Annotated in this window: 11 protein-coding genes; 9 read left to right on the forward strand and 2 right to left on the reverse strand. The window is 68.4% G+C overall.

Going from position 1 to position 20204, the window contains the following annotated elements:
• The first annotated feature begins 17 nt into the window (after window positions 1-17).
• The 4 genes from MXC99_RS13510 to mnmC all read left to right on the forward strand — a co-directional run bounded on the left by MXC99_RS13510 (window position 18) and on the right by mnmC (window position 7320).
• A complete protein-coding gene (locus MXC99_RS13510; RefSeq protein WP_247725951.1) occupies window positions 18-2810 on the forward strand; it encodes an ATP-binding protein in 2793 nt (930 codons plus the stop codon).
• 107 nt (window positions 2811-2917) lie between these two features.
• Entirely contained in the window at window positions 2918-4417 is a 1500-nt protein-coding gene (lysS, locus tag MXC99_RS13515) for a lysine--tRNA ligase (RefSeq protein ID WP_247725952.1), read from the forward strand.
• Between the two features lie 8 nt (window positions 4418-4425).
• Window positions 4426-5346 carry a DUF808 domain-containing protein gene (locus tag MXC99_RS13520; RefSeq protein WP_247725953.1) on the forward strand — a complete coding sequence of 307 codons (921 nt, stop codon included), beginning with the start codon at window positions 4426-4428 and terminating at the stop codon, window positions 5344-5346.
• Window positions 5347-5382: 36 nt separating this feature from the next.
• Window positions 5383-7320, forward strand: a complete 1938-nt coding sequence (gene mnmC, locus MXC99_RS13525; RefSeq protein WP_247725954.1) for a bifunctional tRNA (5-methylaminomethyl-2-thiouridine)(34)-methyltransferase MnmD/FAD-dependent 5-carboxymethylaminomethyl-2-thiouridine(34) oxidoreductase MnmC — start codon at window positions 5383-5385, stop codon at window positions 7318-7320.
• Window positions 7321-7433: 113 nt separating this feature from the next.
• Here the strand turns inward: mnmC and MXC99_RS13530 are convergent, their stop codons facing one another.
• Both MXC99_RS13530 and gltX read right to left on the reverse strand, forming a co-directional pair.
• A complete protein-coding gene (locus MXC99_RS13530) occupies window positions 7434-9086 on the reverse strand; it encodes an SEL1-like repeat protein (RefSeq protein WP_247725955.1) in 1653 nt (550 codons plus the stop codon).
• Window positions 9087-9268: 182 nt separating this feature from the next.
• Complete coding sequence (gene gltX / locus MXC99_RS13535; protein ID WP_247725956.1) at window positions 9269-10681, reverse strand: glutamate--tRNA ligase; 1413 nt, start codon at window positions 10679-10681, stop codon at window positions 9269-9271.
• A gap of 342 nt (window positions 10682-11023) precedes the next feature.
• On the opposite strand from gltX, the gene MXC99_RS13540 reads away from it, so the two are divergent.
• From MXC99_RS13540 to MXC99_RS13560, 5 genes are all read left to right on the forward strand, one after another.
• Complete coding sequence (locus MXC99_RS13540) at window positions 11024-12862, forward strand: potassium transporter Kup (protein WP_247725957.1); 1839 nt, start codon at window positions 11024-11026, stop codon at window positions 12860-12862.
• A 115-nt stretch (window positions 12863-12977) separates the two neighbouring features.
• Window positions 12978-17381 carry a PAS domain S-box protein gene (locus MXC99_RS13545; RefSeq protein ID WP_247725958.1) on the forward strand — a complete coding sequence of 1468 codons (4404 nt, stop codon included), beginning with the start codon at window positions 12978-12980 and terminating at the stop codon, window positions 17379-17381.
• A 14-nt stretch (window positions 17382-17395) separates the two neighbouring features.
• Window positions 17396-18601 carry an EAL domain-containing response regulator gene (locus MXC99_RS13550; RefSeq protein WP_247725959.1) on the forward strand — a complete coding sequence of 402 codons (1206 nt, stop codon included), beginning with the start codon at window positions 17396-17398 and terminating at the stop codon, window positions 18599-18601.
• Window positions 18602-18679: 78 nt separating this feature from the next.
• On the forward strand, window positions 18680-19036 hold the full coding sequence (locus tag MXC99_RS13555) for an Hpt domain-containing protein (RefSeq protein WP_247725960.1): 357 nt from the start codon (window positions 18680-18682) through the stop codon (window positions 19034-19036).
• A 63-nt stretch (window positions 19037-19099) separates the two neighbouring features.
• Window positions 19100-20204: response regulator (locus MXC99_RS13560; protein WP_247725961.1), on the forward strand; the 1105-nt coding region annotated here is incomplete at its 3' end.

Genomic DNA, 20204 nt, shown 5'->3' on the forward strand with positions numbered 1-20204 from the left:
GACGCAACCGGCCATCCATGTTCCACATCAAGACCCTCGAACTCGTCCATTGGGATTTCTGGCGCCGCTTCTCGCTGCCGCTGGACGCGCAGATCATCACCATCGTCGGCCCCAACGGCTCGGGCAAGACCACCCTGCTCGACGCCCTGCGCACCCTCTTCGCGCTGCGCTGCTCGGGCAAGCGCGACTACCGCCGCTACGTGCGCCGCGCCGAGCGCAGCTTCGCCTGGATCCGCGCGGTCGTCGCCAACCAGCCCGGCCACAGCGGCAGGCGCCCCTTCTTCCCCTGTCTCGCCGACGAGGTCACGCTCGCCTGCCGCATCCGCAAGGCCGGCGGCGACTGGATCCGCGACTACACCATCGTCGACGGCGATCAGCCGATCGAGACCCTCGAAACCAGCACCGACTGGATCGGCCTGCGCGACTACCAGCACCGCCTCGCCTGGGGCGGGTTGACGCCGGCGATCACCAAGGTGCTGGCGCTGGAACAGGGCGACACCGACAAGCTGTGCGAATACTCGCCGAAGGCCCTGCTCGAGCTGGTCTTCGACGTCTTCGGCGACAAGGAAGTGCTGGACAACTACCAGGCCGCACGCGAGGAGCAGAAATCGGCCGAGCGCGAACTCGGCGAGATCGGCATCGACCTCGAACGCCTGAAGACCCAGGCCGAAGAAAAGAAGGCCGAGGCCAACCGCTTCCTCGAATGGAAGCGGCTCGCCGACGAAGCCCGGGCGCTCGACACCGGGATCGTGCCGCACCTGGAACTCGCCGAACTCGAGCACGAGATCGCCACCGAGCGCGAAGCCCTGCACCGCGCCGGCCACGAGCGCGGTGCAAAACTCGCCGAGCAGCGCGAAGCGCGCCAGCGCCTGGACGCGGTGCGCGCCGAGCAGGACGCCGCCCAGGCCGAGCGCAAACGGCTGAAGGCGTCCGACGGCAGCACCGAACAACGCTACCTCGCCGCCCACGACCGCCTGCGCGACCTCGACAAGCTGCTCGAAGAGCGCGACGCGCTGCGCGCCCAACTCGCGAGCGAGCACGGTGCCGACGCCCTCACACTGGAAAAGGAGCACGAACAAGCCGACGCCGCGCTTGCCGCGCTGCGCCGCAAGGAGCGCGAACTGGTCGCCGCCTTCGAGGACAAGACCGCCGCCTTGCGCGCCGAACGCAACCGCGCCGGCCCGCCGGGCGACGCCGAAGTCGCGCGCTTCCGCGTCCGCCTGAGCGCCGACGGGATCGCCCACCACAGCCTCGCCGAGGTGGTCGAAGTCACCGACCCCGCCTGGCAGGGCGCACTCGAAGCCATCCTGCGCCCCTACCGCCACCTGATCCTGCTCGAGCGCGAATCCGACCGCCATGCCGCCTGGGCGCTCGGCGAGCACGCGCGCTTCCGTCATTTCATCGTTACCGAGCGCGAAACCGCCCCGCCGCCGCGGCCGCTGAGCCTGGCCGAGGTGGTCGAATTCAGCGCCCCGGTGCCGCGCTGGCTCACCGACCTGCTCAACCGCATCCGCCGCGTCGACGACGCCGACGCCGCCCGCACGCTGCCGCGCGAGCAGGAATGGATCACCCGCGACGGCTACCACCGCGAGCGCCGCGGCGCCCGCCACCTCGGCCGGCCGCAGGAATTCCACTTCGGCGAACTCGCCCGCCAGTCGCGCATCGCCGCGCTGCAAGACGAGATCACCGCGCTCGACAAGCAGCTCCAGGCCCTGCGCCCCCGGCTCGACACCGCCGCCGCCGGACTCACCACGATCCGCCAGCGCCTGCTCGGTCTGCAGTCGGCCCAACTGCTCGCTGCCAAAGCCGAGCGCTACGCCAGCGCCGAGGCCGAGCTGCCCGCCGCACGCAAGGCCCTGACCGAGGCGATCGGCGCGCGCAGCGAAACCCGCGGCGAACTCGACCGCCTCACCGAAAAGATCAACGGCATCCAGATCGAGCTCGACCGTCGCACCCGCGAGCTGAAGGCCATCGAGCTGCGCCTGGCCGAGCTCGCGCGCGAGCACGGCCCACGCCGCCACGCCCAGGCCGAGCGCATCGTCCGGCTGCGCCGCCGCCGGCACGCCATCCCGGCGCACGGGCTGGACACGGCCGAACTCGCGCTCCTCGTCGACCGCTACGGCGACGCCCGCGGCGCCCGCCTGCAGCTCGAGCGCCTGCGCCGCCATCTCGACGAAGGCGACTGGATCACCGATCCCGCAGTGCTGGTCGTGCGCGATCGCCTCGCCGCCGACGTCGTCGTGCGCGAGCGCGACTACCTGAACCGCCAGGGCTACTGCGCCACCGCACGGCTGCACAGCGACAACGCCCGCGCCGCCTACATCGCCAAGCTGCGCGCCACCGTGCGCCAGTACGCGAAAAACCTGAAAGCGCTCGGCGAACTGGCCAACGTCGGCGTCGACTGCCCCACGCCGCATCTGGAAAACGACGACCTCTCGCTCGCCCAGGCCGGGCTCGAAGTGCGCTTCGACTTCGACCGCAAGGGCGCGGTCGGCCTCAACGACGGCGAGGCCTCGGGCGGCCAGCAGGTGATGAAGTCGCTGATCCTCCTGATCGGCCTCTTGATGGACGAGGCCCGCCCCGGCGGCTTCGTCTTCATCGACGAGCCCTTCGCCCATCTGGACGTCGCCAACATCGACCGCGTCGGCACCTTCCTCCGCGCCACCCGCGCGCAGTACCTGATCACCACCCCGGTCACCCATAACGCCAACGTCTTCGCCCCCGCCCAGCTCACCCTGGTCACGCGCAAGAAGGCGCCCGGAGACGACTGGGCGCCGACCATCGGCGTGTTGCAGCGGGCGCTGGATTGAACCCGGACGCACCCGGAATTGCCCCACCCTCGCGGCCCTGCCACAATTACGTCTTTCGCGCGCGCTCCGGCACGCGCACGCATTTTCCACAAATCGAAGCAGACGCCATGTCCGAACAGACCAACACCCCGCCCGTGGACGAAAACCACCTGATCGCCGAGCGCCGCGAGAAACTCGCCGCCTGGCGCGCCCGCGGCCGCGCCTTCCCCAACGACTTCTCGCGCGAGAACACCGCCGGCAAGCTCGACGAGCTGTATGGCGAGAAGGAGGCCGAAGCGCTGGAAGCGACCCCGGTCGAGGTCAGGGTTGCCGGGCGCATCATGCTCAAGCGGGTGATGGGCAAGGCGAGTTTCGTCACCATCCAGGACCTCTCCGGGCGCATCCAGCTCTACGTCCAGCGCGACGCCGTGGGCGAGGACGTGTATGCCGAGTTCAAGCACTGGGACATCGGCGACATCGTCGGCTGCGTCGGCACCGTGTTCAAGACCAAGACCGGCGAGCTCTCGGTCAAGGCCGCCGAGATCCGCCTGCTGACCAAGAGCCTGCGTCCGCTGCCGGACAAATTCCACGGCCTCACCGACGTCGAGCAGAAGTACCGCCAGCGCTACGTCGACATGATCATGAACGAGCAGACGCGCTTCACTTTCGTCGCGCGCAGCCGCATGGTCCAGTCGATCCGCAACTACATGACCGGCCACGGCTTCCTCGAAGTCGAGACGCCGATGATGCACCCCATCCCCGGTGGCGCCGCGGCGAAGCCCTTCACTACCCACCACAACGCGCTCGACATGGAGCTGTTCCTGCGCATCGCGCCCGAGCTGTATCTGAAGCGTCTGGTAGTGGGCGGCTTCGAGAAGGTGTTCGAGGTCAACCGCAACTTCCGCAACGAAGGCCTCAGCCCGCGCCACAACCCCGAATTCACCATGATGGAGTTCTACGAAGCGTACGCGAACTACCGCACGCTGATGGACTTCACCGAAGGCCTGATCCGCCAGGCCGCACGCGAGGCGCTCGGCACCGAGTCCTTCGTCTACCAGGGCCGCGAGCTCGACCTCTCCAAGCCCTTCCACCGCCTGACCATCGTCCAGGCGATCCGCAAGTACCACCCGGGCTTCACCGCGGAGCAGCTCGCCGATGCCGCGTGGCTGAAGGAAAAGATCGTCGCCTTCGGCGAGAAGGTGAAGCCGGGCGGGCTGGGCAGCCTGCAGCTGCAGCTCTTCGAGGCCTGCGCCGAAGCCGAGCTGTGGGAGCCGACCTTCATCATCGACTACCCGATCGAGGTCTCGCCGCTGGCGCGCGCCTCCGACACCGACCCCGAGATCACCGAGCGCTTCGAGCTCTTCATCGTCGGCCGCGAGATCGCCAACGGCTTCTCCGAACTCAACGACCCCGAAGACCAGGCCGCGCGCTTCCGCGCCCAGGTCGAGGCCAAGGAGGCCGGCGACGAGGAAGCGATGTACTTCGACGCCGACTACATCCGCGCGCTCGAATACGGCCTGCCCCCGACCGGCGGCTGCGGCATCGGCATCGACCGCCTGGTGATGCTGCTCACCGACTCGCCCTCGATCCGCGACGTGATCCTCTTCCCGCAGATGCGGGCGGAGTAATCCCCACCATGGCCGGCGGCAGCCTGTTCCTGCTTCTGGACGACATCGCCAGCGTGCTCGACGACGTCGCCACGATGACCAAGGTCGCTACCAAGAAGACCGCCGGCGTGCTGGGCGACGACCTCGCACTCAACGCCCAGCAGGTCACCGGCGTGCAGGCCGAGCGCGAACTACCGGTGGTATGGGCGGTGGCGAAAGGCTCGCTGCTCAACAAGGCGATCCTGGTGCCGGCGGCGCTGGCGATCAGCGCCTTCGTCCCCTGGCTGATCGCCCCGCTGCTGATGCTGGGCGGCGCCTTCCTGTGCTTCGAAGGTTTCGAGAAGCTGGTGCACAAGTTCCTGCACGGCAAGGAAGACGCCGAACACCACCGCGAGGTCGTGAAGGCGCTGATCGATCCGGACGCCGATCTGGCCGCACTGGAGAAGGACAAGATCAAGGGCGCGGTGCGGACCGACTTCGTCCTGTCGGCGGAAATCATCGTCATCGCGCTCGGTGTCGTCGGCGGCCTGGCCTTCGGCACCCAGGTCGCGGTGCTGATCAGCATCGCGGTGATGATGACGATCGGGGTGTATGGCCTCGTCGCCGGCATCGTCAAGCTCGACGACGCCGGGCTGTTCCTCAGTCGCCGGGCCAACGCCGTTGCGCGCGGCATCGGTGCGGCGATCCTGTGGCTGGCGCCGTGGCTGATGCGCACGCTCTCGGTGCTGGGCACGGTGGCGATGTTCCTCGTCGGCGGCGGCATCCTGACGCACGGCCTGCCGCCGGTGCATCACCTGATCGAAACCCTGACTGCCGACCTCGACGGTCTGAGCGGCGCCCTGCTGCCGAGCCTGCTCGACGGCATGTTCGGCGTGATCGCCGGCGCGCTGGTGCTGGTGGCCGTCAGCCTCGGCAGGCATCTGCTGCCCGCGCGGACAGCCGCTCACTGAACGGCGGCACCCGGACCTTCTCCTCCCGGCCGCGGCATGGCAGCGCAACCCCTCGTTCCGGCACGCCTCGCCTTCGCCGAAGACGGCACGCCCTGGTCCGACACCTTCGGCGACGTCTACCACTCCGCCGACGGCGGCCTGGGGCAGGCGGATCACGTGTTCCTCGCCGGCAACGGTCTGCCGCAGCGCTGGCGCGGCCGCGAGCGCTTCGTGGTGCTGGAGACCGGCTTCGGCCTGGGGCTCAATTTCCTCGCCACCTGGGCTTCCTGGCGTGACGATCCCGAACGCTGCGGGCGGCTCCACTTCGTTTCCTGCGAACTCCACCCTTTCGGCACCGACGATCTCGCCCGCCTCCACCGGCGCTGGCCGCAGTTCGCCGAACTGTCCGCGGCGCTGCGCGCGCAATGGCCGGTGCTCGCGCCCGGCCTGCACCGCCTCCACCTCGACGGCGAGCGCGTCACCCTGACGCTGTACTTCGGCGATGCGCGCGAGGGCCTGGCGCAGCTCGTCGCCCGGGCCGACGCTTTCTACCTCGACGGCTTTTCCCCGGCCAGGAACCCTGAACTGTGGTCGCCGCAGCTTTGCCGGCAACTCGCCCACCTCGCCGCGCCGGGCGCGACGCTCGCCACCTGGTCGGTTGCCGGCGCGGTGCGCCGGCACCTGCGCGACGCCGGCTTCGAGCTTGCAAAGGTGCCCGGCTTCGGCGGCAAGCGTCAGATGCTGCGCGGACGCCTGCCGGGCGCCGCAAGCACGGCGCCGCAGCCCGGGGGCGGAACGCGGGATGCGCCCCCCCGCCGCCATGCCCTGATCGTCGGCGCCGGTCTCGCCGGCTGCGCGCTGGCCGAGCGCCTCGCCGCCCGCGGCTGGAACATCGAGCTCATCGACGCCGCCGCCGCGCCTGCCCTCGGCGCGTCCGGCAACCTCGCCGGGGTACTGCGCCCGCTTCCCAGCCTCGACGACAACCGCATGAGCCGGCTGACGCGCGCCGGCACCCTCTACGGCTGGCGCCACATCGCCCGCCTGCGCGCCGCAGGCGAGGCGGTGAAGGCCGCAGCGTGCGGCGTGCTGCATCTGGCGCGCGACGACACCCAGGCGGCGAAGATGGTCGCCGTGGTCGAGCGCCTCGGCCTGCCCCCCGGCCACCTGCGCTACGTCGCCGCCGACGAGGCCTCCACCCTTGCCGGCTGGGCGGTGCCGATCGGCGGCTGGTGGTTCGGCGACAGCGGCTGGGTGCATCCACCCAGCCTGTGCGCGGCCAACCTCGCCCGCCACGGCGACCGGGTGCGCACCCATTTCGGCCGCAAGCTTGCCCGCCTGCAGCGCGACGACACCGGCTGGTGCGCTGTCGACGAACGGGGCACGAAGATCGCCGGCGCCGCAGTCCTGGTGCTCGCCGTCGGCAGCGCGGTGCGCGACTTCGTCCCCGCCCGCCTGCTGCCGGTCGGCAGCGCGCGCGGCCAGGTCTCGTTGCTGCCGGCGACCCCCGGCGGCGCGCCGCGGGTGGTCGTGTGCCGCGGTGGTTACGTCAGCCCCGAAGTCGACGGCCAGCACTGCACCGGCGCCAGCTTCGACAGCGACGACGAGGATGCGGCGCCGCGGCTGCGCGACCACGCCGACAACCTCGCCCGGCTCGAGGCCATGCTGCCGGGCATCACCGCCGGGCTCGCGCCCGCCGATGTCGGCGGCCGCGTCGGCTTCCGCCCGACTTCGCCCGACCGCCTGCCGATGGTCGGCGCCCTTCCTGCCGCATCCGCAGTCGCCCCGGCCACGCCGCTCGCCGCCATCCCGCGCCAACCCGACGCCTGGGTGCTGTCGGGCTACGGTGCGCGCGGCCTGGTGTGGTCGGAAATCGCCGCCGAACTGCTCGCCAGCGTGCTCGACGGCGACCCGCTGCCGCTCGAGCGCGACCTGTGCGAGGCGCTCGATCCGGCGCGCTTCCTGCTGCGCCCGCCCCGCGGCCGGGCCACCGGCTGACGCCGCCCGGCGAAAGCCCGGGAAGAGGGCCGTGGGGAGGTCGCTGCGGGGACCATGTGAGCGGGACCATGCAGCCGGGAAAGCCGCCCCGCCCCTGCCCGCCCGGCGCCGCGTCAGTACTCCAGGTTGGCGCCGAATTCGGGCGTACGGCCGTGCTCGATGTCCTCGATCCAGCGCTCGATCGGGACCTGCGCTCCGGTCCAGAAGTTCTGGCACCGCCTCAGGTAGTCGATCACGGCCTGCTTTTCGCCCCGCTGCAGCAGATCTCTGGCCAGCCCCATGTTCGGCCCGAAGGAGGACAGCGTCCCGCCGCCTGCACTCTCGCCCGCCGCCCGCAGATGCGCGCGTGCCTCGGCCACCGATCCGCGCTTCAGCGCCAGTTGCCCCATCACCATGTGCCCGTCGTGCCAGGCCGGACCATATTGCTCATCCTGCGGATGCGGCTCGGCAAGCGCCAGCAGTTCGCGCGCGTATCGCTCCGCCTTTGCCTGCTCGCCGAGCTTGAGCGCGAGCTTCGCGACTTCCTGCAGGCGGCTCATACGCCACTCCGGCTCGCCCGTCCGCGCCAGGCTTTTTTCCAGATAGCCCAGCGCGCGCTGCATCGCGTCCCCATCGCCGCCCCCGGCGAGGCCCGGCCTGGCCATCAGCAGCAGGTGCTGGCCGAGCGTCTCCGCCCAGAGTGGATTGCCCGGCTGCAGGCGTTCGGCGCGCGTGAGCAGTTGCTCCGCGAGTTTCCTTTCCCCCGTTGCCGACGTGCCGAAGGCCTGCATCATCACCCCGTACTGGCTGAGGATCTTGCCCGCCACCCCCACCAGTACCGGGCTCTCCGACTGCGCCAGGGTCTTGCGCGCCTTCGCGGCAAAGGGGCCGGACGCCTCCTGCGGACTGGCGGCAACCGGGATGCCGGTATGGTTGAGCCCGGACACGCCGAGAACCGCAAGCGCGTAGAGGTAACCCAGGCTGGCATCGTAGTGCTCGGCAGACCCAGGAAAACGCGACTTCCCCGCCAGCAGGATGCGCTCGGCGATGGGCTTGTCATGAACCTGATGGTAGGCCGCAGCGTGTGCGAATGCCGCCGCGGAAGCCGGCTCCCGGTCCACCTGCTGCAACCACAGACGGCTGCCCTCGGCATAGCCCGGGGGGTCGGCAAGCGTATTTCCGGCCCGCGCGATGCGCGCCTCGACGGTGCCGCCGAGCTCGCTGTCGGGATGCTCAGCGATCAGCCACAGGATGTGGCGGCGGCGGGCTTCAATGGTTTTCGGCGCACCGATTTCGCCCACCGCGTTGAAATAGTAGTAGCCGAGCAGGCGGTAGCGGGAGGTCGTTTCGGCCGGGTTCTTTTCCAGCCTCGCCTCCAGTTGGAGCGCGACCCTGGAGCACAGGCTGCGCCCATTGCGGAGCAGTTCCAGCGGCCCGAGCCCGTTCAGCCGTTCCGCCTCCGCGGCGACGGAAGCGGCATCGCTGTCGCGCTCACAGAGCCGGATCAGCAGCCGGCGCGCTTCGGGCAGACCGCGGCTGGCCGCCTCGCGGTACCAGCGCAGGCCTTCCTCCTTGTCCTGGGCGACGCCCCAGCCGAAGGTGTACATCTTGCCGAGGAGGAACTGCGCCTTGCTGTTGCCGCGCTCGGCGAGCGGGCGCAACTCGGCCAGGGCCTTCGGGTAGTCGCTCAGGTCGAGCGCCCGCTGCCCGGTGTTCAGATCGGCGACGGCCGGCCCGGCGCAGGCGGCGAGCAGAACCCAGGCCGCAGCAAGCATGCGCTTCATCATTCACCCCCCTTTTTTTCGCCGTCTGCGCACGCATTGCGCGCAGCGCGGGGGTTCCCGGCAAAGCGGAAAGCGCCCCCGGCTATCCTGTCACCATAGCCGGGGATGGGGCCGTATTCAAAAAAGGGGGTTCAAACGCGCGGAAGAAGGGCCTTCTGCATTGCCGGGCGGCTTGCGGGCGAGCGTCAGAGGTGGCGATCGAGGCGCGCGAGCACGCGCTCGCGCCCCAGCACTTCGAGCACCGCGTCGATCGAGGGCGTCTGCGCCACGCCGAGCACGGCGACGCGCAGCGGGATCGCCACCTGCGGCATCTTCAGGCCGTGCTCGGCCATGGTGTCCTTGATCGCCTGCGCCAGCGCGGCCTTGTCCCAGGCGACCTCGGCGAGGCGGCGGCGCAGGCCGGCGAGCGCGGCGCGGGCGGCCTCGGTCAGGTGCTGGCCGATCACTTCCGGCGCCGGATGCACCTCGGCGACGAAGAGCTCGACCGCGTCGGCCAGTTCATTGAGGTTCGCGACCCGGTCCTTGTACAGCGCCACCACCGCCTCCAGGGACACCCCGGTTTCCGGATCGACTTCACGCCGGGCGAGGCGGTTGGCGACTTCGGCGGCGAGGAAGGCGTCGTCGGCCTTCTTCAGGTACTGGGCGTTGAGCCAGTTGAGCTTTTCGGTGTTGAACTGCGCCGCCGAAGGGGTGATGTGGTCGAGGTCGAACCACTCGACGAACTGCGCGCGGCTGAAGACCTCGTCGTCGCCGTGGCTCCAGCCCAGACGCGCGAGGTAGTTGATCACCGCTTCGGGCAGGTAGCCGTCGTCGTCGTACTGCATCACGCTCACCGCGCCGTGGCGCTTGGACAGCTTGGTGCCGTCGTCGCCGAGGATCATCGACAGGTGGGCGTACAACGGCACTTCGGCGCCGAGCGCGCGCAGCACGTTGATCTGACGCGGGGTGTTGTTGACGTGGTCGTCGCCACGGATGACGTGGGTGATGCCCATGTCCCAGTCGTCCACCACCACGCAGAAGTTGTAGGTCGGCGTGCCGTCGGCGCGGGCGATGATGAAGTCGTCGAGCTCGGTGTTGGCGATCTCGATGCGGCCCTTGACCAGGTCGTCCCACGCCACCACGCCTTCAGTCGGGTTGCGGAAGCGCACCACCGGCTGCACGCCTTCGGGCGGCGGCGGCAGGGTCTTGCCCGGCTCGGGACGCCAGCATCCGTCGTAGCGGGGTTTTTCGCCGCGCGCGCGCTGCTCCTCGCGGAGGCGGTCGAGTTCTTCCGCCGCCATGTAGCAGGGATAGGCGGTGCCGGCGGCGAGCATCTGGCGGATCACGTCCTTGTACCGGTCCATCCGCTGCATCTGGTAAAACGGACCTTCGTCGTGCGCGAGGCCGAGCCAGCGCATGCCGTCGAGGATGGCCTGCACCGCTTCGGGGGTGGAGCGGGCGACATCGGTGTCCTCGATGCGCAGGATGAAGGCTCCGCCGTGGCGCCGGGCGTACGCCCAGGAGAACAGCGCGGTGCGGGCGCCGCCGATGTGCAGGTAGCCGGTCGGGCTGGGGGCGAAGCGGGTGCGGACGGGACGGGAAGCAGGCGTTGCAGGCATGGAGGTCGGAAAATCGGCAGAAGGAAGGAGACGCGAGGTTCCGGGACGCGAGTCAAGACATCCCGGCAGAAAGGGGCGATTCTAACCCCGATGCAGCAGTGGCTGGCCCTCAACGCAGCCGGCCGACACGTGCCAAGGGAGGCCCCGCCAGGGCGGCGATCTTTACACTTTTTTTATGCGCTTCCTGTGTAGCATCCGCCCCGGCGCCCACACCCACGCCTGACATCGGGGGCAACACCCTTCCCGCGCAGCCATCCCGTACGAAAGCAGACCATGCAGACACCTGGTTCGACAAACGCTCCCGGCCCCCCTCCCGCTGATAGGCACGGAAACCTTCCGGGCATGGTCATCGCCGCCATCGGCGTCGTGTACGGAGACATCGGCACGAGCCCCCTGTATACGCTGAAGGAAGTCTTCAACGGCCACCATGCAGTGCCGGTCACGCCCGCCAATGTGTACGGCATCCTGTCGCTGGTTTTCTGGGCGCTGGTGCTGGTCGTCTCGGTGAAGTACGTGATCTTCATCACTCGTGCCGACAACCGCGGCGAAGGCGGCATCATGGCCTTGATGTCACTCGCGCTGCGGGTCGTCGAGCCTGGCCGCAAGGCCACGCTGTTGTCGCTGCTGGGCGTCTTCGGGGCGGCGCTGTTCTACGGCGACGGAATGATCACACCGGCGATCTCGGTGCTGTCGGCGGTCGAAGGGCTCGAAGTCGCCACCCCTGCGCTGCGCCCTTTCGTGGTCCCGATCGCACTGGTGGTGCTGGTCGGCCTCTTCATGATGCAGCGCCGGGGCACGGCAAGTGTGGGCGCCATTTTCGGGCCCGTGATGCTGTGCTGGTTCGCGATCCTGGCCGCGCTCGGCATCAATGGCATCCGGCTTCACCCGGAAATCCTCGGCGCCCTGAACCCAGCCTGGGCTGCGGCCTTCCTATGGCACAACCCGCTGCTGGGCTGGCTCGCCCTCGGTGCCGTCGTCCTGGCCATCACCGGTGGCGAGGCCCTGTATGCCGACATGGGGCATTTCGGCCGAAAACCGATCAAACTGGGCTGGTTTCTCGTCGTCTTCCCGGCCTTGTACCTGAACTACCTCGGGCAGGGCGCGCTGATCCTCGACCATCCGGAGAACGTCGGCAACCCCTTCTACATGCTGGTGCCCGAGCCGCTGCTGTACCCGATGGTCGGCATAGCGACCCTGGCCACCATCATCGCCAGCCAGGCCGTCATCTCGGGCGCCTTCTCGCTGACCCAGCAAGCGATCCAGCTCGGTTACGCGCCGCGGATGCGAACGCTGCACACATCGGAAAGGGAGATCGGCCAGATCTACGTTCCCGGCATCAACGGCATGCTGCTCGGTGCAGTCGTCGCCCTCGTGGTCGGCTTCCAGTCTTCGAGCGCGCTGGCCTCAGCCTACGGCATCGCGGTGACGCTGACGATGATGATCGACACCGTGCTCGCCTTCGTGGTCGTGCGCCGGCTATGGAAATGGGGGATGCTGCCGGCACTGGCGTTCATCCTCGTTTTCCTGATCACCGACATGGCGTTCTTTTCCGCCAACCTGACCAAGGTGCTGGCCGGGGGGTGGTTTCCGCTGCTCATCGGTGCGGTGATCTTCACCTTGCTGACGACCTGGAAGCGCGGCCGCAGCCTCCTCAATGAACGCATCCGCAGCGACACGATGCCGCTCGAACTGTTCATTCACTCCCTGTTCAACGACCCCCCGCCCCGGGTCGCGGGGACAGCGGTCTTCATGACCACCTGGCTCGATGGCGTGCCGCGGGCGCTGCTGCACAACCTGCTGCACAACAAGGTTCTCCATCAGCAGGTACTCCTCCTCAGGGTCGAGACGGCCGACATCCCGTACGTGCCGCTGGAAGAGCGGCTCCGGCTCACCCCGCTCGATTTCGGCTTCCATCAGCTGAGTGTGCACTACGGGTTCAAGGACGAACCCAACATCCCGGTGGAGCTCGCCCGCTGCCGTGAACTGGGCCTGCCCATCAACATGATGGAGACGTCCTTCTTCCTCGGGCGCGAGGCGCTCGTGTCCCGGATGGGCTCGGGCATGGCGCGGTGGCGTGAAAAGCTCTTCATCGTCATGTTCCGCAACGCCGGCAGCGCCGCGGACTATTTCAGGATCCCGCCCAACCGGGTCATCGAGCTGGGCACCCAGATCGAGCTCTGAACGGCCCAGTCACAGGCTGATTCCGCCAACGACGCGTCCGTTGCCGTGAAAAAGGCCCTTCGGCATCCGCGGACATGCTTGATATGATCCGCAAAAAAGACCGATGGGCCGATGAATGAACGACAACGCGGTGAAGGCTGCGCAGGGTAGGACGCCAGCCGACACGCCCATCTCCCCGAAAGTGCACCTGCGCCGCTGCCTGATCGTCGCCTTTCTTTACGGTCTGGCCGGGGTCGCCGGGATGTTGTTCTCCCTGTCCTCCGGTTACGCCTCCCCGGTATGGCCCGCCGCCGGAGTGGCGGTGGCCGCCCTGCTGATCTGGGGGCCACGCTGCTGGCCAGGGGTCTGGCTCGGCGGCCTGTCGACCAACCTCTGGTTCGACCCTTCCCTTGCCGGTGCCGGAACCGCCGCACTGATCGCGAGCGCAGTCACCGCCCAGGCCCTGCTCGGCGCCCGGCTGGCACGGCGCTACCTCGAGGACGACCTGCCGTTCGCCCACGACTGGAGACTGGGCCGGTTCCTGATCGGCGCAGGACCGCTGGCCTGCCTCCTTTCCGCCTCGTGCAGCACCGCCATCCGGTTCTTCGGTGGCCGGCTCGAGGAGGCTGCACTGCTCGACGAATGGCTGCGCTGGTGGTCGGGCGACACCCTCGGCGTGCTGCTGTTCGCCCCGCTGAGCCTGCTGCTGTGGCCCGGCACTCACCCCTTCCGGGTGCTTGGCGGCGGCAGCTACCGCTTCACCCTGCCGCTGATCATCACCGCCGCCCTGCTGGTATCCGGTCATCTCGGCCTGACGCAACTGGAAGACCTGCGCGCGCGCAGCCAGACCCACACGCTGATGCGCGTCATCAGCGACGGTGAAACCCAGAGCATCGTCGAAACCCTGCTGCCGCTCGAAGGGCTCGCCCACTTCTTCACCGCCAGCGACGAAGTCACGCGCGAGGAATTCCACAAATATGCCCACAGCTTTCTCGATCACCCGGCGATCCTTTCGGTGGACTGGGCGCCGCGCATCGAAGCCGCGCAGCGCGGCGCCTTCGAGGCATCGATGCTCACCGAAGGCTTCGAAACCTTCCGCATCACCGAACTGGACGGCCAGGGAAAACTGCAGAGCGCCGGCCGGCGTGCCGAATACTTCCCGATCCTGTACAGCGCGCCACTGGCCGCCAGCCATATCGTGCTCGGCCTCGACCACGGCTTCGAGCCGCTACGCCGCCAGGCGATGGCCGCGGCGCTGGGCAACGGCAGCACCGCAGCTTCCGATCAGGTCCGGCTGGTGCGTACCGAACGCCATGCCTCGCTGGTCTATATCCCGGTGTGGCGGCAGGCTGGCGAGCGCCAACCACAGCACCTCGCCGGCTACGTGGCCGGCGTCCTCGACATCCCGCAGCTGTTCGCCCCGCTGATCGAGCGTGCCCGCGAACACCGCTTCGCCGCACGCATCACCGACGTCACCCCGGGTAGCCCGGCACGCCTGCTGGTCGACGGCCTGCCCGGCGAAGCCGAGCCGGACTGGCAGCGCGACTTCCACTTCGGCGGCCGCACCTGGCGCCTGGAAATGCAGCCCGACACTCCGCCCCGGCTACCCGGCTCAAGCAGCGAGGAGCGCCTCTTCCTCGGTTTTTCCATGCTCATCGCACTGCTCGCGGTCTTCGCCACCCTCAGCAGTGCCGGTCGCCACACCCTCATCAGCCGCCAGGTCGGCGAGCGCACCGCCCAGCTGCGCAGCGAGCTGGAGGCCCGTTCGGCGGCCGAACTCGCCCTGCACCTGAGCGAAGAACGCTATCGCCAGCTGATCGAGCTCTCGCCCCTTGGCATCCTCGTGCAGTGCGATGGCCGCTTCATGTTCGTCAACGCCCGCACCCTGGAGCTGTTCGGCGCCCGCTCCGCCGACCAGCTGCTGGGGCACGCCCTGCTCGATTTCGTCCACCCCGACAGCCGGGACATCATCCGCGAGCGCACCGAGCTGCGCGCCAATGGGCTGCCCGCCCCCAACCCGACGGTGATCCACTACCACCGCCTGGACGGCTCCTATTCCTGGGCCGAACTCACCTCGGTCGCCTACCTGCACGGGGGCCGCCTCGGCTCGCTGATCCTGCTCAACGACATCAGCGCGCGCATCCGTGCCGAAGAGCAGCACGACCGCTTCTTCAACCTGTCCCTCGACCTGTTCTGCATCGCCTCCACCGACGGCCATTTCAAGAGCGTCAACCCCGCCTTCAGCCGGATCCTGGGCTGGAGCGAGCAGGAACTGCTCAGTCGCCCGATGTTCGATTTTGTCCATCCCGACGACATTCCCGCCACCCGCCACGAGCTCCAGCGCCTGGCTCACGACGACAGCAGCACGCTCGGCTTCGAGAACCGCTACCGCTGCAAGGACGGCTCCTGGCGCTGGCTGAGCTGGAAGGCCCTGCCCCAGCCGGGCCAGTTGCTGTTCGCCACCGCGCGGGACATGACCGAGCAGCACCGCGCCGCGCGGCAGCTCACCGAGCTCAATGCCGAGCTGCAGCAGCGCATCGAGGAGCGCAGCCGGACCCTGACCGAGCTGGAAGCCAAAAAGGAGGAAATCCGCGCGGTTCTCGATCACCTGCTCGAATGCGTGATCACCATCGACCGCCACGGCACCATCCGCCGCGTCAATCCGGCGATCGAGCCGCTGCTCGGCTACACCCCCGAAGAACTGCTCGGGCGTAACGTCTCCTGCCTGATGGACAGTCCCCACCGTGACCGGCACGACGACTACCTGGCGCGCTACCTGCAGAGCGGCGAGCGTCACATCATCGGCTCCTGTCGCGAAGTGACCGGGCGCCACAAGAGCGGCGCAGCGGTCAGCCTGGAGCTGAGCGTGTCCGAATACCGCATCGACGGCGAGCACCTGTTCATCGGCACCCTGCGCGACATCCGCGACCGCCAGGCGCTGATTGCCAGCCTCACCCAGGCCCGCGAGGATGCCGAGCAGGCCAGCCGCGCGAAGTCGGCCTTCCTCGCCACCATGAGCCACGAGATCCGCACGCCGATGAACGGCGTGATCGGCCTGATCGACGTGCTCGCCCAGGATGATCTGAACCTCCAGCAGGCCGATCTGGTGAAGACCATCCGCGAGTCGGCGGGCAATCTGCTCAGCATCATCGACGACATCCTCGACTTCTCGAAGATCGAAGCCGGCAAGCTGGAGATCGGTCAGGAGACGGTCGATTTCCCCGCCCTGCTGGAAGAGCAGTGCCGCACCCTGATACCGCTCGCCGAGGCCAAAGGCGTCGATCTCGAGGTACACGTGGAAGCCGGGATGCCACGGTGGATCCACGCCGACCCGCTGCGCCTGCGGCAGATCCTCTGCAACCTGGTCGGCAACGCGATCAAGTTCTCTTCCACCGAACGCAATCCCAGCGCCGGCCGCGGCCGGGTCCACGTGCGCGCCCGGGTGCTGGCCGCCAGCCCGCTGCAGGTCGCCCTCGAAGTCGAGGACAACGGCATCGGTATCAGCGCGGCGCATCAGCGCAATCTGTTCACCCCCTTCACCCAGGCCGAAAGCACGACCACCCGCCGCTTCGGCGGCACCGGCCTGGGCCTGGCGATCTGCAAGCGCCTGGTCGACCTGATGAACGGTGAAATCAGCGTCGACAGTTGCCCGGGGCGAGGATCGCTGTTCAGCGTCCGCCTGCCGCTGGAGCCGGCCAGCCCCCCGCCCAGCATCGACCCCGCGCCACCCGCAGCCGCGTCGGCGCGGGGCGACGGACGCAGCCATCGCATCCTGGTCGCCGAAGACGATGCGGTGAACCGCAAGGTGATCCAGCACCAGCTGGGTTTGCTCGGCCATCACTGCGAGATCGCCCGCAACGGCGTCGAAGCCCTGGCGATGTGGCGAGATGCGCCCTACGACCTGCTGCTGACCGACCTGCACATGCCGGAAATGGATGGCTATCAGCTCGCCGAGAGCATCCGCCGCGAGGAAAACGGCGCGCGGCGTATCCCGATCCTCGTCCTCACCGCGAATGCCTTGCGCGATGAAGCCGCGCGAGCCAAAGCGGCCGGAATGGACGAATACCTGACCAAGCCGATCCGGCTTGCCACGCTGAAAGCGGCACTCGAGCGCTGGCTGCCCTGCGCAACGGCCGAAACCACCGAAGCCGCCAAGATCACTCAACCCGGCGCCGCCGCACCGGTCGAGGAGATCCTGCTCGATACGCAGGCGCTGGACACCCTGGTCGGGGGCGACCGGCAGATGGCCGCCGAAGTCCTTCACGACTATGTCGAATCGCTCGATGCACTGGCCATCGAACTCGAAGACAGCTTCGGATGCGGGGACCACGCCGCCATGGGCGCCCTCGCCCATCGCCTGAAGTCGTCCTCCCGGGCCGTCGGCGCGCAGCGCCTGGCGCAGCTGTGCGGCGACCTGGAGCAGGCCGCGAAAGCCGCCGACACCGCCTCCCTGGCGCACTGCACCAGCGAATTCCGCAGCATCCGCGCCGCCACGCGACGACAGATAAAACAGCAGCTGGCCGGCGAACAACCGGCCTGAATGAGACGAGCGTGATGAAAATCCTGATAGTCGACGACGACCCCTTCATCTGCCGGCTGATGAATCGCCAGCTGCACGCGCTCGGGTTCACCGAAATCGCACTGTACGGGCGTGCGCGCAGCGCGGTCGAGCACCTGGAACGCGAGCCCGGCACGGCCGAGCTGATCTTCTGCGATCTGCAGATGCCCGAAATGGACGGCGTCGAGTTCATCCGCCACCTCGTCCGCCTCGGCTATCGCGGTGCCCTGGTACTGATCAGCGGCGAGGACGAACGCATCCTGCAAAGCGCGGAGCGCCTGGCACGCGCCGAGCGCCTGCGGGTCGCGGGCACGCTCTACAAGCCCGTGTCCAGCGAGCAGCTGCAGCGGCTGCTGCAGGCACTGCCGGAGGCCAGCGAGGAACGCCTCGCTCCTGCCACGCCCTACGGCGCCGACGAACTGGCACACGGAATCGCCGCCGGGCAGCTGGTCAACCATTACCAACCCAAAGTCGATCTGCACAGCGGAACGGTGATCGGCGTGGAAACCCTGGCGCGCTGGCAGCACCCGGAAGACGGGCTGGTCTATCCGGACCGTTTCATCGCGGTAGCCGAGGATCACGGCCTGGTCGATGCGCTGATGCGCGCGGTCCTTCGCCGTGCGCTGCGCGATGCCCGGCGCTGGCAGCTGCAGGGCCACACCCTGCAGCTGGCGATCAACGTGTCGATGGATAACCTCGTGCGCCTGGACTTCCCCGAATTCATCGAGCAGGAAGCCTCGGCCGCCGGCGTGGCACCGAGCACGCTGATCCTCGAAGTCACCGAGAGCCGCCTGATGAAGAACCGCCAGGCGGCACTGGACATCCTCACCCGCCTGCGCCTCAAGCGCGTCGGCCTGTCGATCGACGATTTCGGCACCGGCCACTCTTCCCTCACCCAATTGCGCGACATCCCGTTCACCGAGCTGAAGATCGACCGCAGCTTCGTCCATGGCGCCTGGCGCGACGGCGCCCTGCGCACCATCCTCGACGCCAGCCTCGACATGGCCCGCAAGCTGGGGATGAAGACCGTCGCCGAAGGCATCGAAGACCACGACGACTGGAACCATCTGCGCGCAGCCGGCTGCGACATCGCCCAGGGCTGGTTCATCGCCCGGGCGCTGCCGGTCGAGCAGTTGCTCACCTGGCTCCACGACCGGGAGATCGGCCGCGCCTCCTTCAATCCGGCCCACCACCTCTATTGAAAACACATCCGGCGGCCGTGCCCCCTTTCGCGAAATGCCCTCGCGCAGCGCGTGCCCAGCCTCGCCAAGGAGAACCACATGATGCAACCACCAACAACGGATACGCTCGACCTCGACATGCTCAAGGCGGTGGTCGGCGACGAGCCGGAAGTCATCGCCGACTTCCTCGCCGACTTCCGCCGGGTGGCGACCACGACCCTCGAAGCGCTGCAATCCGCCCTCCGGTCCGGAGAGCTTGAGCGCATCTCCGGCCTCGCCCACCGCCTCAAATCCAACGCCCGCACAGTCGGTGCGATGGCCCTCGGGGAGTCGAGCGCCCGTCTCGAAGGCGAGGCCGCGCAGGGCCGGCCGATCGCAGAGCTGAAGTCCTCGATCGAAGCGCTGGAGCGCGAACTGCACACTGTGGCCGGCCGGATCGACCGGCTGCTTGCCTGAAATGCCACACCCCGATCCACAGGGACCGGACCGTCCCGTCAACCTGTCGGAACGACTGTACAGATGACCCCCACCAAGAAAATTCCTGCGACCATCATGATCGTCACCGACGATCACAACGACGCCACCATCATCGGCAAGCAGCTCGCGCCGGAGTTCGAACATGTCCTCCTGTCGCTCGACCCGGAGCAACGCGTCGGGTTCTTCGACCTGCGACCGCCCGACGTCCTGGTGCTGGCCTTCAAGACGCTGAACAAGTCCGAAGAGTTCTACCTGGAGCTTTACCGGCTCAGCGAAAAGATCCATCTGCAGCCGCACCGCACCGTGGTCCTGTGCAACAAGCTCAGCGTCCAGGGCGCCTACGAACTGTGCCGCAAGGCGGTCTTCGACGACTACGTGATGTTCTGGCCGATGACGTATGACGTCCCGCGCCTGCGCATGTCGGTCCATAACGTCCTGCGCGAACAGCAGGCGCTCAAGCGCACGCCCCCGGTACTCGGCGAGTTCGCCCGGCAGGCGCGGTCGATCGTCGGCCTCGAAGAGCTGCTCCAGCAGCAAGCGAGCGAAGGCAACCGGCACATCGCTTCGGTCGACGACGCGGTCAACCTGGCCGAGCAAAGTATCGGCAGCGCGCTCGATCACCTCCACCGTCGCGCCGACCAGGCGGCCCACGACGACCCCGAAGCGCTCCAGAACCTGCAGGAAGACATCGCCCAACTCAAGCAGAACGAGTTGCGCGCGTACTTCAAGGGCCTCACCGAAGCGGTCCGGCCAGTGCGCCAGTGGGCCGAGCAACTGCAGCACGACTGCACACCGCACATCGAATCGGCCCGTGCTCTCAAGGCGATGGCCAAGGATGTGCGCCCACGCATCCTCCTGATCGATGACGACGAGTTCGTGCACAAGACGGTCGCCCACCAGCTCGAACCGTCCGCATACGAACTGACCGTGGCCTACGACGTCACCGAGGCATTGCGGATACTCCGTGACACCACGCCCGACCTCGTACTGCTCGACATCCTGATGCCGGGCATCAGCGGCGTGCAGGCCTTGCCCCCCCGAGTTCGACAGTTACGCTCGCAAGTGCTTGTTTTTGCTAGATCGCACTTTCAAAAATGCCACTACAACAGCGCCAACTGCTCCGGCGCCGCTGGTTTTTCTATCCCCA

It is taken from the genome of Thauera aromatica (assembly GCF_023093595.1).
GTDB lineage: Bacteria > Pseudomonadota > Gammaproteobacteria > Burkholderiales > Rhodocyclaceae > Thauera > Thauera aromatica_A.

Coding starts and splice junctions, on each gene's coding strand:
- MXC99_RS13510 (WP_247725951.1), top strand. CDS start 18: ATGTTCCACATCAAGACCCTCGAACTCGTCCATTGGGATTTCTGGCGC.
- lysS (WP_247725952.1), top strand. CDS start 2,918: ATGTCCGAACAGACCAACACCCCGCCCGTGGACGAAAACCACCTGATC.
- MXC99_RS13520 (WP_247725953.1), top strand. CDS start 4,426: ATGGCCGGCGGCAGCCTGTTCCTGCTTCTGGACGACATCGCCAGCGTG.
- mnmC (WP_247725954.1), top strand. CDS start 5,383: ATGGCAGCGCAACCCCTCGTTCCGGCACGCCTCGCCTTCGCCGAAGAC.
- MXC99_RS13530 (WP_247725955.1), bottom strand. CDS start 9,086: ATGATGAAGCGCATGCTTGCTGCGGCCTGGGTTCTGCTCGCCGCCTGC.
- gltX (WP_247725956.1), bottom strand. CDS start 10,681: ATGCCTGCAACGCCTGCTTCCCGTCCCGTCCGCACCCGCTTCGCCCCC.
- MXC99_RS13540 (WP_247725957.1), top strand. CDS start 11,024: ATGGTCATCGCCGCCATCGGCGTCGTGTACGGAGACATCGGCACGAGC.
- MXC99_RS13545 (WP_247725958.1), top strand. CDS start 12,978: ATGAACGACAACGCGGTGAAGGCTGCGCAGGGTAGGACGCCAGCCGAC.
- MXC99_RS13550 (WP_247725959.1), top strand. CDS start 17,396: ATGAAAATCCTGATAGTCGACGACGACCCCTTCATCTGCCGGCTGATG.
- MXC99_RS13555 (WP_247725960.1), top strand. CDS start 18,680: ATGATGCAACCACCAACAACGGATACGCTCGACCTCGACATGCTCAAG.